We start from the raw sequence: 15,865 nt of genomic DNA, 5'->3' as shown, positions 1-15,865 counted from the left end.
AAGTGCTGATACCTTGCCCGCGCCCTAGCCCATCTCTAGGCACGGCGGCAATGACCCACGCGCTCGCCTTGACCGATGCGGAGATCGCCGGGATCGCGCGCCGGCTCGACCGGCCAGTGGTGCTGGTCGGGCTGATGGGCGTGGGAAAATCGACCATCGGCAAGCGTATCGCTGCCCTACTGGGTACCGATTTCGTCGATGCCGACGAGGAAATCGAGCGGGCGGCAGATCGATCCATCCCCGAAATCTTCGCCGAGTTCGGCGAAGCCTACTTCCGCGATGGCGAACGCCGCGTCATCGCGCGGCTGATGGAAGAGCATCACGGGGTTATCGCCACGGGTGGCGGTGCCTTCGTCGATCCCGAGACCCGCGCGCTGATCCTCGAGCGTGGGCTTGCCATCTGGCTCGATTGCGCAATCGACACGCTGGTCGCGCGCACCGCACGCCGCGACACAAGGCCTTTGCTGAAGGACGGCGATCCGCATGAGATCCTGTCCCGATTGCGCGAGCAGCGCGGAGCCGCCTATGCCGAGGCGCAGATCCATGTGCTCACCGACGACGGGCCGCACAACGAAACTGCATATCGCATCCTGGAGGCGATCGAAGCATGGCTATGATCCCGGTTGAACTGGCCGGCCGCAGCTATCAGGTGCTGGTCGGGCATGGCTTGCTGGACGATACCGCCACCCATGCGCGGAAGTTCCTGCGCAAGGCGCGCGTGCCCGTGGTGGCCGATGCCAATGCCTGGGCCGCGCACGGTGAACGCCTGGCCAAATCGCTTGCCACCGAAGGCTTCGAAATTGCGCCCTACCTGGTCGAGCCCGGCGAAGGCTCGAAGAGTTGGGATAGCCTTGCACGACTGGTCGACTGGCTGCTGGAAGAAGGCGTCGAGCGCGGCGACCATGTGCTGGCTTTGGGCGGGGGCGTGGTTGGCGACCTCACCGGATTCGCCTGCGCGATCCTCAAGCGCGGCTGCGGTTTCGTGCAACTGCCCACCACCCTGCTGGCGCAGGTCGACAGCTCGGTCGGCGGCAAGACCGCGATCAATACCGCGGCAGGAAAGAACCTTGTGGGGGCCTTTCACCAGCCTTCGCTGGTACTCGCCGATCTCGACACGCTCGCTACCCTGCCCGCGCGCGAGCTGCGTGCCGGCTATGCCGAGGTGTTGAAATACGGCGTGCTGGGTGACGTGGACTTCTTCGAATGGCTCGAGGGCCAGGGCGCAGCGGTGGTCGGGCTTGAGAGCAAGCCTCTCGAACGCGCAGTCGCCGATAGCGTCGCCGCCAAGGCCCGCATCGTGGCTGAGGACGAACGCGAAACCACGGGTACGCGCGCGCTGCTCAACCTTGGCCATACCTTTGGCCACGCGCTGGAAGCGGAGACCGGCTTCTCCGACCGATTGCTCCACGGCGAAGGCGTTGCGCTCGGCATGGTCCTGGCGGCACGCTATTCCGCGCGCCGCGACCTGACCGCCGATGGTGCTGCGGAACGCGTCGCTCGCGCAGTCGTCGCGGCAGGCCTGCCGGCAGAAGTTTCGGCCCTTGGCCTGACTTGCGATGGCAAGGCCCTGGTCGCGCATATGCTGCACGACAAGAAGATGGATGCGGGCACCCTGCCCTTCATCCTGCTGCGCAACATCGGCGAGGCATTTGTCGCCAAGGATGTTGCGCTGGATGACGTCGCCGAATTTCTCGACGGACAGCTTTCCATCGCCTGATTCCGCAGCTTTGCTGCGCAGCATTTATCAACGTCGCTGACCGAAGATTGCGAGACAGGCCGGTTGTCTGCCGTTATCCCCATGCCCAAACGAAACGACGGGGATGCCGATGACACTTGCCGAAGCGACGCCTGACCTGGAGAACGTGAGCGAGTCCGACAGGTCTTTCCTCGGGCATCCCAAGGGGCTCGGCTATCTCGCATTTACCGAGGCGTGGGAGCGGTTTTCCTTCTACGGCATGCAGGCACTGCTGGTCCTCTACATGACCAAGTCGCTGCTCCTACCCGGCAATGTCGAACAGGTCGCTGGAATCGAACAACTGCGCTCGATCTTCGGCGGAATAGACGGGCAACCCTTCGCCAGCGCGATCTTCGGAACCTATGCCGCCAGCGTTTATCTCACCCCTATCCTCGGCGGCTGGTTGGCGGACCGTGTCCTCGGGAAACGACGGACGGTGCTGGTCGGGGCGATCACGATGGCCATCGGACACTTCCTGATGGCATTCAATGTGACCTTCCTGCTCGCCTTGCTGTGCCTCATCCTCGGATCGGGCATGTTCAAGGGCAATATCGCGAGCCAGGTCGGCAGCCTCTACAAACCCGAGGACCTGCGCCGCGCCGACGCTTTCCAGATTTTCTATCTGGGTATCAACGCGGGGGTGATCGCCAGCCCGCTGATCGTGGGAACATTGGGCGAAACGTTGGGCTGGCACTACGGCTTCGGTGCCGCGGGCGTCGGCATGCTCGTGGCGCTGGGCATCTATCTGGCAGGCCAAAAGTACCTGCCGGCGGAACACTTCGACGTTCCAGCCAAGGCGGCCAGCCCGTCCGAACCGATGTCGCGCAACGACTGGGTGGCGACTGCGGCACTCATCCTGTTGATCCCGGTTCTTGCGGTCGGGATCGTACCCAACAACCAAATATTCAACGCCTACCTCGTGTGGGGCGACCGCGACTTTGCGCTCTACTGGGGTGATGACAAGCTCCCGACCACATGGCTGATCACGCTCGACGCGGTGGTGTCGGTGAGCTTCCTCGCCATCGTTGCTGCCTTCTATCGCTGGTGGAAGACCAAATGGCCGGAGCCCGATGAGCTGACCAAGATCATCATCGGTTCGCTGTTTTCGATCGGCGGCATGGCCTGCCTCTACCTCGCCGCCTCAACCACCCCCGCGGGCGAGAAGATCGGGCTATTCTGGCCGGTCATGTTCCATGTGGTGAACTCTATCGGCTTCGCGCACATGCTCCCCGTCAGCCTTGCACTCTTCGCCCGCCTCGCGCCCAAGCAAATCAACGCCACTGTGATCGGCCTCTATTACCTCTCCTTCTTTGGCGCGAACTCGATGGTCGGCTGGGTCGGCGGCTGGTTCGAGACCATGCCGGTCACGCAGTTCTGGCTGATCCACATGGGATTTGCCGCCGCTTCCGGCTTCGTCTTCGTGGTGTTCAAGCTTCTCCTCGCCCCGCGCCTGATGCATGATGCCGCACCGGAGGACGCCGCACTCGCATGACCCGCTTCGTCGATCTCTCGATCCCCATCACCAACCGCGTGATCTCCGATCCCGAGGTGATGCGCCCGAAGATCACCTACATGACCCACGAGAACACCTGGCAGCAGATCGCCATGTTCTTTCCGGGGCTGGAAAAAGGCGACCTGCCCGACGGCGAAGGCTGGGCCGTGGAGATGCTCGAACTGTCGACGCACAACGGTACGCACATGGACGCGCCGTGGCATTTCCATTCGACCACCGACAGCGGGGCAAGCCCTGCGCCGAGCATCGACGAGGCACCGCTCGATCGCTTCTTCCGCCCGGGTGTGAAGCTCGATTTCTCGCACCTGCCCCATGGCCATGTGGTGACCGGCACGGAAGTCGAGGAAGCCTTTGACAGGATCGGGTACGCGCTGCAGCCGCTCGATATCGTGTTGGTGCAGTCGGGTGCGGTGTATGGCACCGAGAATTTCACCGACCAGGGCGTGGGCCTTGGCGCCGAAGCGACCCTATGGCTGACCGAGCGCGGGGTCGAAGTGGTCGGTACTGACGCGTGGAGCTGGGACGCGCCCTTCAGCCACACCGCCCGCCGCTGGGCCGAGAACCGCGATCCGGCGATCATCTGGGAAGGCCATAAGGCTGGACGCATCCGTCCCTATTACCAGATCGAGAAGCTCACCAACCTCGCCGCCCTGCCCGACCACGGCTTCACCTTCAGCTGCTTCCCGGTGAAGATCGAGCGCGCCAGTGCCGGCTGGATTCGGGCTGTCGCCCTGATCGACGATTAGAACAGGCGCGATCCTTCGGGCACCTTCACGTCCGGCGCGAACAGCACGACTTCGCCGGCCTGGTCGGCGAACCCCAGCGTCAGCACTTCGGACATGGCCGGGCCGATCTGGCGCGGTGGGAAGTTGACCACAGCGGCCACCTGGCGGCCGGGCAGCTCGTCGATTGGATAATTCGCCACGATCTGCGCGCAGCTCTTCTTGACCCCGATAGTCGGCCCGAAGTCGATCTGCAGGCGATAGGACGGCTTGCGCGCCTCGGGAAACTCCTCCGCGAACAGGATCGTGCCGATGCGGATATCGACCTTGAGGAAATCCTCGAACCCGATTGCGTCCGCGGCGGGTGCCGAAGGGTCGTGGAGGAGGTGCATTATTCGAGCTCCAGGATCACCGCGTCGACCGCCAGGCTATCGCCCTCGGCGGCGTTGATCTTCGCCACCGTCGCCTGCTTCTCGGCGCGCAGGATATTCTCCATCTTCATCGCTTCGACCGTGGCGAGCGGTTGGCCCGGCTGGACCTCTTCACCTTCGCCCACGTGCAGCTTCACCAGCAGGCCCGGCATCGGGCAGATGAGCAGCTTCGAAAGGTCCGGCGGGATCTTCTCGATCATGTGTTCGGCGAGGTGCGCGATGCGGGCCGGAAGGACGCGCAACTGGTGGGTCGCGCCACGGGTGGTGATGGCATAGCCGGCGCGGGTGCGCGCCAGTTGCAGCGTCAGTGCCTCGCCCGCGACCTCCTCGTCCCCACCCAGCTCGACATCGACCATAGCGTCGCCAGGGGTGTATTCCATCGACAGCGCCACGGGTTCGCCATCGACGGTGATGGCCTCTTCCTCCAGGCTGACGGCATAGTCCGTGTCGCCAATGCGCACGACCCAGTCGCCGGGCGGCAGCATGGTGCCATCGAGCTGCTGGTCGATCCGCCGCGCACGATCTGCGTCGGCGGTGGCGATCACGCCGCCGATTGCGGCAAGGCCGCGCAACAGTTCGCCGGAAGCTGCAGCGCCATGGAAGCCTTCGGGATACTCCTCCGCGATAAAGCCGGTAGTCAGTTCGCCCGAGCGGAAGCGCGGGTGCTGCATGATCGCGCTGAGGAAGTCGACATTGTGGCCCAGCCCTTCGATGCGGAAAGCGTCGAGCGCCTGCACCTGCAGGTCCGCCGCTTCATCGCGGGTTGCGCCCCAGGTGACCAGCTTGGCGATCATCGGGTCGTAGAACATCGACACTTCGCCGCCCTCGAACACGCCATCGTCGACGCGGATGCCAGCAACGCCGCGGCGGCCGTTCTCCGTCCCGTCATCGGCCCAGGGCTCGACCGGGGGCTGGTAACGCACCAGCCGGCCGGTGGAGGGCAGGAAGCCGCGATAGGGGTCTTCGGCGTAGACGCGGTTCTCGATCGCCCAGCCGTCGATCTTGACCTCGTCCTGCGTGATCGAGAGCTTCTCGCCCGCCGCGACGCGGATCATCTGTTCGACCAGATCGATACCGGTGATCGCTTCGGTCACCGGGTGTTCGACCTGCAGGCGGGTGTTCATTTCGAGGAAGTAAAAGCTCTCCCCGCTCGGGTCCGCGCCGCTGACGATCAATTCGACCGTGCCTGCACTGTAATAACCCACCGCGCGCGCCAGCGCGACGCACTGCTCGCCCATCGCCTTGCGCATCTTGGGCGTGACGAAGGGCGACGGCGCTTCCTCCACCACCTTCTGGTGGCGGCGCTGGATGCTGCATTCGCGCTCGTTGAGGTAGAGAATGTTGCCGTGCTGATCGCCGAGGATCTGGATCTCGATGTGGCGCGGATTGAGGATGAACTTCTCGATGAAGACGCGGTCGTCGCCGAAGCTGTTCAGCCCTTCGCGCTTCACGCTCTCGAAGCCTTCGCGCACATCGGTTTCAGTGTAGGCGAGACGCATGCCCTTGCCGCCGCCGCCGGCGCTGGCCTTCATCATCACCGGATAGCCGATCTCGTTCGAGATGCGCACCGCGTGCTCGGTATCCTCGATCTCGCCGACGAAACCGGGGACGACATTGACCCCGGCTTCCCTGGCCAGCTTCTTGGACTCGATCTTGTCGCCCATCGCGGCGATGGCGTTCACCGGCGGGCCGATGAAGGCGATGTTCTCCTTCGCCAGCGCCTCGGCAAAGCTGGTGCGTTCGGAAAGGAAGCCATAGCCCGGATGCACGGCCTCGGCCCCGGTCTGCTTGCAGGCGGCGATGATCTTGTCCGCGATCAGGTAGCTTTCGGCTGCAGGCGCCGGGCCGATATGCACCGCCTCATCCGCCATCCGCACAAACGGCGCGCGCGCATCGACGTCGGAGTAAACCGCAACAGTCGCGATACCCATCCGACGCGCGGTCTTGATGACCCGGCAAGCAATCTCGCCACGGTTGGCGATGAGGATTTTCTTGAACATTTCAGCTCCGTTCGTTGCCGGTGAGCCAGCGTAAGAAAAACACGCAAACAGCGACATAGAGGATCAGCGCAGCAGCAAACTCGAACGCGACACGACTGAGCCAAGGCCCATCATCGAGCATCATTGGGGCCACGACGTCCAAGATCGTTGCAACGATGAACCAGTAGATCCCAGAACCTGCTGAAAAAACGATGGCCCAAGCGGTCGACGAGCGCTTCACTCCGCTGCCTCCGCCACCTTGCAGGCCCGCATCGGTTCTTCCTGCTGGAGCGCGGTCAGCCCCAGCTTGGCGAACAGCGCGGAGTCGCTGTCGTCACCCGCGTTAGGCGCGGTGAGCAGTTTGTCGCCGGTGAAGATCGAGTTCGCCCCGGCGAGGAAGCACAGCGCCTGCGTTGCCTCACTCATGCTTTCGCGCCCGGCGGACAGGCGCACCATGCTCATCGGCATACAAATCCGCGCCACCGCGACGGTGCGGACGAACTCGATGTCGTCGATCTTGGCGAGCGGGGTGTCGGCGAGCATGTCGCCCAGCACCGTGCCCTTGACCGGGACCAGCGCGTTGACCGGCACACTTTCGGGGTGCTGCGGCAGGGTGGCGAGCGTGTGAACGAAGCCGACGCGATCCTCGCGCGTCTCGCCCATGCCGACGATCCCGCCCGAACAGACATTGATCCCCGCCGCACGGACATTGGCCAGCGTGTCGAGCCGGTCCTCCATCTTGCGGGTGGAAATGACGCGCTCGTAATATTCCGGGCTGCTGTCGATATTGTGGTTGTAATAGTCGAGCCCCGCCTCGGCGAGCATGTCGGCCTGCTTCGGCGTGAGCATGCCCAGCGTCATGCAGGTTTCCAGCCCCATCGCGCGCACGCCCTTCACGATCTCGACGATCGCGGGCATGTCGCGGTCCTTGGGGTTGCGCCAGGCGGCGCCCATGCAGAAGCGCTGGCTGCCCGCATCCTTGGCCTGCGCTGCCTTCTGGAGGATCGACTGGACCTCCATCAGTTTGGTAGCCTCGACCCCGCTATCGGCCTTAACCGACTGCGAGCAATAGCCGCAATCCTCCGGGCAGCCGCCGGTCTTGATGCTGAGCAGCGTACACAGCTGGACCTGCTCGGGCGGATGGAACTCACGATGCACGGTGGCCGCGCGAAACAGCAGTTCGGTAAAGGGAAGGTCGAACAGGCCCGCGATCTCTTCACGGGTCCAGTCGGTACGTACTTCAGTCACTCAGCAGCCTCATTAATTTCCTCGCCCGCAGGCGGCATATTGTGTCCCAGCAGGCGCAGCATGTCGGCGGCGCATTCGACCACGTTCGAACCCGGGCCATAGATGCCCTGCACCCCGGCGCGCTTGAGGAATTCGTAGTCTTGCGGCGGGATCACCCCACCCGCGACGACCTTGATGTCCGCCCGGCCTGCCTCGCGCAGCAGCTCGATCAGTTCGGGGATCAGCGTCTTGTGCCCTGCCGCCAGGCTCGAACAGCCGACCGCATCGACACCGTTTTCCAGCGCCATGGCGCAGGTTTCCTGCGGGGTCTGGAACAGCGGGCCGCTGAGCACGTCGAAGCCCATGTCGGCAAAGGCGCTGGCGATCACATTGGCGCCGCGATCGTGGCCGTCCTGGCCCATCTTGGCGACCATGATCTTGGGCTTGCGCCCGAGCCGCCGCGCGACCGCCTCGACCCCCTCGACTACCTGCGCATAGCGGCTGTCACCGGCATAGGCGGAGGCATAGATGCCCTTCACCGGCCGCGGCATTGTATCGTAGCGACCGAAGGCGGCCTCCATCGCGGCGGAAATCTCACCGAGCGTCGCGTCGTGGCGGGCACATTCGACGGCGCGGGCAAGCAGGTTGATGTCGCCCTTCGCCCGCATCTCCTCGATCACCGACGGAGGCAGCGGAACGCCCTTGTCGTCGCGCCCGTCGGCAAGCGCCGCGCGGGCAGCGCGCGGATCGGCAGCGGCCGCTTCGGTCAGCGCCTTCAATGCGGCCTGGCACGCGGCTTCGTCACGCCCCGCACGCACGGCTTTCAGCCGTGCGATCTGCGACTCGCGCACCGCGTGGTTGTCGATATCGAGCGTGTCGATCGGGTCTTCTTCCGCCTTGCGGTACTTGTTGACGCCGACGATCACCGTCTCGCCCCGGTCGATGCCGGTCTGCTTCTGCGCGGCTGCGGTTTCGATCGCGGCCTTGGGCTTGCCGGTGCCGACATAGGCGGTCATCCCGCCAGCAGCATCGACCTCCTCGATCAGCGCCCAGGCATCGTCCACCAGCTGCTTCGTCAGCGCCTCGACGTAGTAGCTGCCGCCGAGCGGGTCGACCACGTTGCAGATGCCGCTTTCCTCCTGGATCACCAGCTGCGTGTTGCGCGCGATGCGGGCGGAAAAATCGGTCGGCAGCGCGATCGCTTCGTCCAACGCATTGGTGTGAAGCGACTGGGTCCCGCCCAGCACGCTGGCCAGCGCCTCGATCGTGGTGCGGATGACGTTGTTGTAGGGGTCCTGCTCCTGCAGCGACACGCCCGAGGTCTGGCAATGGGTACGCAGCATCTTGCTGCGCTCGCTCTTGGCGCCCAGCCCGTCCATCACCCGCCACCACAGCGTACGCGCAGCGCGCAGCTTGGCGACCTCCATGAAGAAGTTCATCCCGATGCCGAAGAAGAACGACAGGCGACCGGCGAAGGCATCGATATCCAGCCCCGCGGCCATGGCGCGCTGGGCGTATTCCTTGCCGTCGGCGATGGTGAAGGCCAATTCCTGCACCGCCGTCGCCCCGGCTTCGTGCATGTGATAACCAGAAATCGAAATACTGTTGAATTTCGGCATGTTGGCCGATGTATATGCGATGATGTCCGAAACGATCCGCATGCTTGGTTCGGGCGGATAGATATAGGTGTTGCGGACCATGAACTCCTTGAGGATGTCGTTCTGGATGGTCCCGTCTAGCTTGTCCTGCGACACGCCCTGCCGCTCCGCCGCGACGATGAAGAAGGCCAGCACCGGGATCACCGCGCCGTTCATGGTCATGCTGACCGACATCTGGTCGAGCGGGATCTGGTCGAACAGGATCTGCATGTCGGCGACCGTGTCGATCGCCACACCCGCCTTGCCGACATCGCCCACCACGCGCGGGTGATCGCTGTCGTATCCACGGTGCGTCGCGAGGTCGAAGGCGACCGATAGGCCCTTCTGCCCCATGGCGAGATTGCGCCGATAGAAGGCGTTCGATTCCTCGGCGGTCGAGAAGCCGGCATATTGCCGGATCGTCCAGGGACGACCCGCATACATGCTGGCGCGCACCCCGCGCGTGAACGGCGCGAAACCCGGCAACCCCGGATCCTCAGCCACGTCCTCGCCCGTATAGAGCGGCTTGATCGTGAATCCTTCGGGCGTGTGCCAGTCGAGGTCCTTGCCGCGAACCTCCTTCTCGGCGAGCGCTTTCCAGTCTGCGGGGGTCGGTTTGTCGGTCATGTCGTCCTCAGGCGGCGGCGCTCGGGCGGGCGCTCACCTGTTCGTGCCAGCGGTTGAGCGCGCCGTTCTCGGGGGATGGACCACAGCCCACGAAGGTCGCGAAATCGACCGTGGTGAGCAGCAGGATATCGGCCATGGAATAGCTCTCGCCCGCGAGGAATTCGCGGTTCTCGAGACTGCGATCGAAGAACGCGAAGGCATCGGCGACGCGCGGCACATTGGCCTCGCCCCACTCGGCATTTCGGCCAGGCAGGGCCGCGGTGAAAGCATGGGTGTGGATCCACACCTGCCCGATCGGGATCATCGCGATCATCTCGACCCGGCGGCACCACATCTCGATCAGCCCGATTTCCTTGGCCGTGGTGCCGAACAGCGCGGGCTCCGGGTGAATCGCCTCAAGGTACCGGCAAATCGCGACGCTTTCGGCGATCACGGTGCCGTCATCGAGTTCGAGCGCGGGGGTTTGCCCGCGCGGATTGAGCGCAAGATATTCGGGCGACTTGTGTTCGCGCGCGGGGATCGAGAGCTCCTTTGACGGCAGCTCGATCCCCTTCTCGGCAGCGAAGATGCGCACCCGGCGCGGGTTGGGCGCGGGGTTCGGTGAGTCGTAGAACAGCATCAGCAGCCCTTGAACTCGGCCTTGCGCTTCTGGAGGAAGGCCATGCCGCCCTCCATCGCGTCCTGGCTGGCGCCGGCGATCCGCTGGCCTTCCGCCTCGGCAAGGAACACCTCGGTGATGTTGCCGTCCATCGCGGTGGCGATATTGCGCTTCATCGTGGCGTAAGCGAGCGTCGGGCCGTTCGCGAGCCGCATTGCCAGTTCCTTCGCTTCGGCCAGCAGCGCATCGTCGTCGCAGGCCTTGTAGATCAGGCCCCATTCCTCCGCCTGCTCGGCGCCGATCTTCTCACCCAGCATCATCATGCGGGTGGCGCGGGCGCGGCCGATGGCGCGGCTCAGCAGCCAGGTCGAACCGCCATCGGGCACCAGGCCGATATTGACGAATGCCTGGAGGAAATAGGCGCTCTTGCCCGCGAGCACGAAGTCGCCCGCCAGGGCAAGCGAACAGCCCACGCCGGCCGCGGGGCCGTTGACCGCGCAGACCACGGGAACCGGCGCGCGCAGCACCAAATTGACGGCGGGGTTGTAGTGGTTCTGCAGCGCACGGTGGCTACCGCCCTTGTTCTGCAGCGCGCTGCCCTCACCCCGGGCAGCAAGATCGGCGCCCGAACAGAAACCCTTGCCCGAACCGGTGATCAGCACCGCGCGCGCATCGCCCAGATCATAGAAAGCCGCGCCGATCTCGTCCGCCATCTGCGGCGGCATCGCGTTGAGCCGTTCGGGCCGGTTGAGCGTAATGGTGAGCAGCGGTCCTTCGCGCTCGACGATGATGGTTTCGTAGGACACGTGTTTCTCCCTCCATCCCTCCGCAGCGGGAGGGGTTTGCCTTAATTCGACCAGTGCGAGTCGCCCTTGGGCGTCTCCATGATTTCGGTAAGCTGGCCCATCATATCCTTCGGGTGAAGGAAGAAGATCGGCGTGCCGTGTGCACCGATGCGGGTGGGGCCAAGAATGCGCTTGCCCATCCCTTCGAACCAGCTGCGGGCTTCCTCGATATCCTCGACCTCGTAGCACAGGTGATGCTGCCCGCCCGACGGGTTGTTCTCGAGGAACTTGGCAATCGGGCTGTCCGGGCCGAGCGGTTCGATCAGTTCGATCTGCGTGCCATGCGTGTCGTTCTCGCCGGGCGTATCGACGAAGCAGACCTTCACTCCCTGCGCCTCCAGGTCGAAGGGCTTGTGGAATGAGGTCGCGCCCATGACATCACGGTAATAGCGGATCGATTCCTCGATCGAAGGCGTCGCGACGCCGACATGGTTGAGACGACCGAGTTTCATTGACGTTCATTCCCTTCTACTCGCGACACGATCATCGGCTGTGACCCTTCATCGGAAAAAGCAGCACAATCGAAGTGAACGTGCGCACCTTCGACGTAGGGCTTGGCTACTAGCCGAAGAATTTGCCCCGCAAACTCCCGCAAAGCTCCTTGATCTCCCGTGATCTCGATTGTGCCATCACGGTGGACGCTGTGCCTGAACTGAAAGGAGCGGTTATTCTCGAAAGCGCCCGCTTCCAGCCTTTCAGCAATGGAGATGAGTTCGTTGCTGTCCATCATAGCGGGATATTGTCGTGCTTCTTCCACGGGTTCTCAAGCTGCTTGCCGCGCAGCTTGCGCAGCCCCAGCGCGATGCGTCTCCGTGTGGAATGCGGGTAGATCACCTCGTCGATATAGCCGCGCTGCGCCGCGACGAAGGGGTTGGCGAATCGGTCTTCTTATTCCTTCGTCTTCTCGGCGATCTTGTCGGGATCGTCGCGGTCCTGGCGGAAGATGATCTCCACCGCGCCCTTGGCGCCCATCACCGCGATTTCGGCGGTCGGCCAGGCGTAGTTCAAATCGCCGCGCAGGTGCTTTGAGGCCATCACGTCGTAGGCGCCGCCATAGGCCTTGCGGGTAATCACGGTGATCTTGGGCACGGTCGCCTCGGCATAGGCGAACAGCAGCTTGGCGCCGTGCTTGATGATGCCGTTGTGCTCCTGCGCCGTGCCCGGCAGGAAGCCGGGCACGTCGACGAAAGTCAGGATCGGGATCTCGAAGGCATCGCAGAAGCGCACGAAGCGCGCGGCCTTCTTGGAGCTGTTGATGTCCAGCACGCCCGCCAACACCATCGGCTGGTTGGCGACCACGCCCACCGTGCGCCCTTCGACCCGGCCGAAACCGCAGAGGATATTGCCCGCATGGGCCGGCTGGACTTCGAAGAAATCGCCTTCATCCAGCACCTTGCGGATGACTTCGTGCATGTCATAGGGCTGGTTGGCGTTGTCGGGGATCAGCGTGTCGAGGCTCGGCTCCTCGCGGTCCCAGGCATCGGCTGTCGGACGCTCGGGCACGTCCTCGCGGTTCGACAGCGGCAGGTAATCGAAAAAGTCGCGGGTCGCGAGCAGCGTCTCGATGTCGTTCTCGAAGGCGACGTCTGCGACCGAGGTCTTGGTGGTGTGCGTGACCGCCCCGCCCAGTTCCTCCTGCGTCACGACTTCGTTGGTGACGGTCTTCACAACGTCAGGACCGGTGACGAACATGTAGCTCGAATCCTTCACCATGAAGATGAAGTCGGTCATCGCCGGCGAATAGACCGCGCCGCCCGCGCAGGGGCCCATGATCAGGCTGATCTGCGGCACGACGCCGCTGGCGAGCACGTTGCGCTGGAATACCTCGGCATAGCCACCCAGTGACGCGACGCCTTCCTGGATGCGCGCACCACCGCTGTCGTTGAGGCCGATGACCGGCGCGCCGACCTTCATCGCCATGTCCATGACCTTGCAGATCTTTTCCGCATGGCGCTTGGAAAGCGAGCCGCCGAAGACGGTGAAGTCCTGCGAGAACACGAACACGAGCCGGCCGTTGATCGTACCCGACCCGGTGACCACGCCATCGCCGGGGACCTTCTGATCCTCCATGCCGAAATCGGTGCAGTCATGCTCGACATAGGTGTCGAGCTCCTCAAAGCTTCCTTCGTCGAGCAGGACGTCCAGCCGCTCGCGCGCGGTGAGCTTGCCCTTGGCATGCTGAGCTGCGATGCGCTTCTCGCCCCCGCCCATCCGCGCGGCCTCGCGGCGTTTTTCCATTTCGGCGATATTGGCGCTCATTGTTGCTCCATCGGCAATTGCGGAAAGCCTGCCCTTGGCCACCAGCAGACGCCAAGTCCAATGCAAAGTTGCAAAGTTGCAAAGTCGGTATTTGCAAACTAACCTGACGTGACATGTCGACCCGTCGCCGCCTGTTTGCCGGAGAACGCCTGCGCCGCCTGCGTGAAACCCGCGGCGTGCGCCAGGCCGACTTCGCTGCAACACTGGGGGTCAGCGCGTCCTATCTTTCGCAGCTCGAGAACGACCAGCGACCGCTGACGACCGCACTCATAGAGCGGCTGGCGGAGCTATTTCCGCTCGACTGGGAAGACCTGGGCACCGACCGGGCCGAGCGCCTGACCGTCGCCTTGCGCGAAGCGGCGGCGGACCCGCTGTTCGCCGAACCAATGGCCCCAGACCAGCTCGCCCGCATTGTCGAGCAGCAACCGGCCCTGGCCGAGCGCTTCGTCGCATTGCACGAGGCTTACCGTCGCACCGGACAGCGGCTGGAAATGGTCGATGAAGCACTTTCTGCCGACAATGCAGGCGGGGCGCGCCTGCCCTGGGAGGAGGTGCGCGACTGGTTCCATGTGGCGAACAATTACGTCGACACGCTTGATCGCGCGGCAGAGCAGCTCGCCCAGCACCTGCGTGGGCGAGCACCCTCCCCCAGCGTCGAGGCAATCGAACACCACTTGCGCAGCGCGCTGTCGATCTCGCTGATCTATTCGGGCCAGTCGGGCCTGCGCAGCTACGACGCGGAGATGGCGCACCTCGTGATCGACCCGGGCCAGCCTGCCGAGAGCCGCCGGTTCCAACTGGCGCATCAGCTCGTGTCGCTCGCCCTGCGCGACGAGATCCTGGGGGTCGTCGAGGAAGCCAAGCTCCCCAATGCCGCTTCGCGCCAGCTGCTGTTCGTAGGTCTGAGCAACTACGCCGCCGGGGCGCTGCTGATGCCCTATGAGGATTTCCGCCGCACCGCGCGCGAACTGCGCCACGATATCGACCGGATCGCGCAGGTATTCGGCACGAGTTTCGAACAGACCTGCCACCGCCTCTCGACCCTGCAGCGCGACGGGGCACGCGGCGTGCCGTTCTTCTTCTGCCGGGTCGACATGGCGGGCAACATCACCAAGCGCCATTCGGCAACCCGATTGCAGTTCGCCCGCTTCGGTGGTGCCTGCCCGCTTTGGATCGTGCACGAGGCGGTGGCGGTTCCCGACCGAATCCTCGTCCAGCTTGCCGAAACGCCCGATGGGTTGCGCTACGTCTCGATGGCCAAGGGGCTGGTCAAGCCATCTGGGACCTTCGAACGCCCCCCTCGCCGCTATGCCGTGGCGCTCGGCTGCGAGGTGCGCCACGCTGCGGAGTTCATCTATGCCGACGGTCTCGACATCGCTTCAGGCCGCAACGTGACGCCGATCGGCCTCTCCTGCCGTATCTGTCCTCGCGCAGATTGCGACCAGCGCGCCTTCCCGCCCAGCGACCGCCCCATCGCGGTCGACCCCGACCAGCGCGGCGTAGTGCCTTATCGCTTCGGCTAGGCGCCCCGCAGCGCGCTGATCAGGAACTCGATATTGCCTTCAGGCCCGGTAATGGGGCTTTCGACAATCCCCTGCACTTCGAAGCCGAGGCTTTCGACCCAACTGCGTACCTCATCGCAGACGCGCGCGTGAAGCGCTGGGTCACTGACGACGCCTTTCTTGCCCACTTCCTCACGCCCAACCTCGAATTGCGGCTTGATCAGCGCGACAAGGCGACATTCGGGGGCGGCGAGTTCGAGCGGGCGCTCGAGCACCTTGGCAAGGCCGATGAAGCTGGCGTCGCAGACCACCCAATTGCACGGGCGGTCGATCAGTTGCGGCGTGAGGATGCGCGCACTGGTCTGTTCGAGCACGGTGACGCGCGGGTCCTGCCGCAGCTTCCAGGCTAGCTGGTTGGTCCCCGAATCAACCGCGAAGACATGCACCGCACCGCCTTGCAGCAAGACATCGGTGAACCCGCCGGTCGAACTGCCGATATCCATGGCGGTGACGCCCGTCGGATCGAGCCCGAACTGCTCGATCGCATGGGCAAGCTTGATCCCGCCCCGGCTGACCCAGGGGTGGTCGCGCCCGCGCACTTCCAGCGGGGTGTCTTCGGCGAGCTGCTGCCCCGGCTTGGCCAGCTTAGTCTCACCTGAGAAGACCAGGCCTGCCATGATCAGCGCCTGCGCCCGCGTGCGGCTCTCCACCAGCCCGCGGTCCACCAGCATCTGATCGAGGCGCATCTTCTTAGCCATTGGAAAGATTGCGCCTAGCGGGCATTGAAGCA

Annotated in this window: 15 protein-coding genes and 1 pseudogene; 5 read left to right on the top strand and 11 right to left on the bottom strand. The window is 64.3% G+C overall.

Going from position 1 to position 15,865, the window contains the following annotated elements; all coding sequences use genetic code 11:
* Positions 1-50 precede the first annotated feature (50 nt).
* The 4 genes from HQR01_RS08355 to HQR01_RS08340 all read left to right on the top strand — a co-directional run bounded on the left by HQR01_RS08355 (position 51) and on the right by HQR01_RS08340 (position 3,994).
* Positions 51-617 carry a shikimate kinase gene (locus tag HQR01_RS08355; RefSeq protein WP_173214215.1) on the top strand — a complete coding sequence of 189 codons (567 nt, stop codon included), beginning with the start codon at positions 51-53 and terminating at the stop codon, positions 615-617.
* Positions 608-1,717: a 3-dehydroquinate synthase gene (aroB, locus tag HQR01_RS08350; protein WP_173214213.1), complete on the top strand. Its 1,110-nt coding sequence runs from the start codon at positions 608-610 to the stop codon at positions 1,715-1,717. The genes HQR01_RS08355 and aroB overlap by 10 nt, the downstream gene beginning before the upstream one ends.
* A 109-nt stretch (positions 1,718-1,826) precedes the next feature.
* The gene (locus HQR01_RS08345) at positions 1,827-3,227 is read left to right on the top strand and encodes a peptide MFS transporter (protein WP_173214211.1); all 1,401 of its coding nucleotides are present in this window, start codon (positions 1,827-1,829) and stop codon (positions 3,225-3,227) included.
* Positions 3,224-3,994 (top strand): cyclase family protein, encoded by a 771-nt coding sequence (locus tag HQR01_RS08340; protein ID WP_173214210.1) that lies wholly within the window; start codon positions 3,224-3,226, stop codon positions 3,992-3,994. Before HQR01_RS08345 ends, HQR01_RS08340 begins: the two co-directional genes overlap by 4 nt.
* On the opposite strand, the gene HQR01_RS08335 is transcribed toward HQR01_RS08340, so the two are convergent.
* From HQR01_RS08335 to HQR01_RS08290, 10 genes and pseudogenes are all read right to left on the bottom strand, one after another.
* A complete protein-coding gene (locus tag HQR01_RS08335) occupies positions 3,991-4,362 on the bottom strand; it encodes a tRNA-binding protein (RefSeq protein WP_173214208.1) in 372 nt (123 codons plus the stop codon). The two genes, HQR01_RS08340 and HQR01_RS08335, sit on opposite strands and share 4 nt — an antisense overlap.
* Positions 4,362-6,401, bottom strand: a complete 2,040-nt coding sequence (locus HQR01_RS08330) for an acetyl-CoA carboxylase biotin carboxylase subunit (RefSeq protein ID WP_173214206.1) — start codon at positions 6,399-6,401, stop codon at positions 4,362-4,364. The genes HQR01_RS08335 and HQR01_RS08330 overlap by 1 nt, the downstream gene beginning before the upstream one ends.
* A 1-nt stretch (position 6,402) precedes the next feature.
* Positions 6,403-6,621, bottom strand: coding sequence for a hypothetical protein (locus tag HQR01_RS08325; RefSeq protein ID WP_173214204.1), 219 nt, complete (start codon positions 6,619-6,621; stop codon positions 6,403-6,405).
* The gene (bioB, locus tag HQR01_RS08320) at positions 6,618-7,628 is read right to left on the bottom strand and encodes a biotin synthase BioB (RefSeq protein ID WP_173214202.1); all 1,011 of its coding nucleotides are present in this window, start codon (positions 7,626-7,628) and stop codon (positions 6,618-6,620) included. The genes HQR01_RS08325 and bioB overlap by 4 nt, the downstream gene beginning before the upstream one ends.
* On the bottom strand, positions 7,625-9,871 hold the full coding sequence (gene scpA, locus HQR01_RS08315) for a methylmalonyl-CoA mutase (protein ID WP_173214200.1): 2,247 nt from the start codon (positions 9,869-9,871) through the stop codon (positions 7,625-7,627). Before scpA ends, bioB begins: the two co-directional genes overlap by 4 nt.
* Positions 9,872-9,878: 7 nt before the next feature.
* A complete protein-coding gene (locus tag HQR01_RS08310; protein ID WP_173214198.1) occupies positions 9,879-10,490 on the bottom strand; it encodes a glutathione S-transferase family protein in 612 nt (203 codons plus the stop codon).
* Positions 10,490-11,275 carry an enoyl-CoA hydratase-related protein gene (locus tag HQR01_RS08305; protein ID WP_173214196.1) on the bottom strand — a complete coding sequence of 262 codons (786 nt, stop codon included), beginning with the start codon at positions 11,273-11,275 and terminating at the stop codon, positions 10,490-10,492. Before HQR01_RS08305 ends, HQR01_RS08310 begins: the two co-directional genes overlap by 1 nt.
* A gap of 41 nt (positions 11,276-11,316) precedes the next feature.
* The gene (gene mce / locus HQR01_RS08300; RefSeq protein WP_173214194.1) at positions 11,317-11,766 is read right to left on the bottom strand and encodes a methylmalonyl-CoA epimerase; all 450 of its coding nucleotides are present in this window, start codon (positions 11,764-11,766) and stop codon (positions 11,317-11,319) included.
* Entirely contained in the window at positions 11,763-12,044 is a 282-nt protein-coding gene (locus HQR01_RS08295) for an Imm32 family immunity protein (RefSeq protein WP_173214192.1), read from the bottom strand. Before HQR01_RS08295 ends, mce begins: the two co-directional genes overlap by 4 nt.
* Positions 12,041-13,573: pseudogene (locus HQR01_RS08290) on the bottom strand (acyl-CoA carboxylase subunit beta). The gene HQR01_RS08295 and the pseudogene HQR01_RS08290 overlap by 4 nt, the downstream one beginning before the upstream one ends.
* Before the next feature lie 113 nt (positions 13,574-13,686).
* Here HQR01_RS08290 and HQR01_RS08285 point away from each other — a divergent pair.
* Positions 13,687-15,096 (top strand): helix-turn-helix domain-containing protein, encoded by a 1,410-nt coding sequence (locus tag HQR01_RS08285; RefSeq protein ID WP_173214191.1) that lies wholly within the window; start codon positions 13,687-13,689, stop codon positions 15,094-15,096.
* Here the strand turns inward: HQR01_RS08285 and HQR01_RS08280 are convergent.
* Entirely contained in the window at positions 15,093-15,833 is a 741-nt protein-coding gene (locus HQR01_RS08280; RefSeq protein ID WP_173214189.1) for a TlyA family RNA methyltransferase, read from the bottom strand. The two genes, HQR01_RS08285 and HQR01_RS08280, sit on opposite strands and share 4 nt — an antisense overlap.
* Positions 15,834-15,865 lie beyond the last annotated feature (32 nt).

This window comes from Erythrobacter mangrovi (genome assembly GCF_013260645.1).
Taxonomy (GTDB): domain Bacteria; phylum Pseudomonadota; class Alphaproteobacteria; order Sphingomonadales; family Sphingomonadaceae; genus Qipengyuania; species Qipengyuania mangrovi.
Note: the sequence above shows the minus strand (reverse complement) of the source record. Positions and strands in the feature narration are given on the sequence as shown.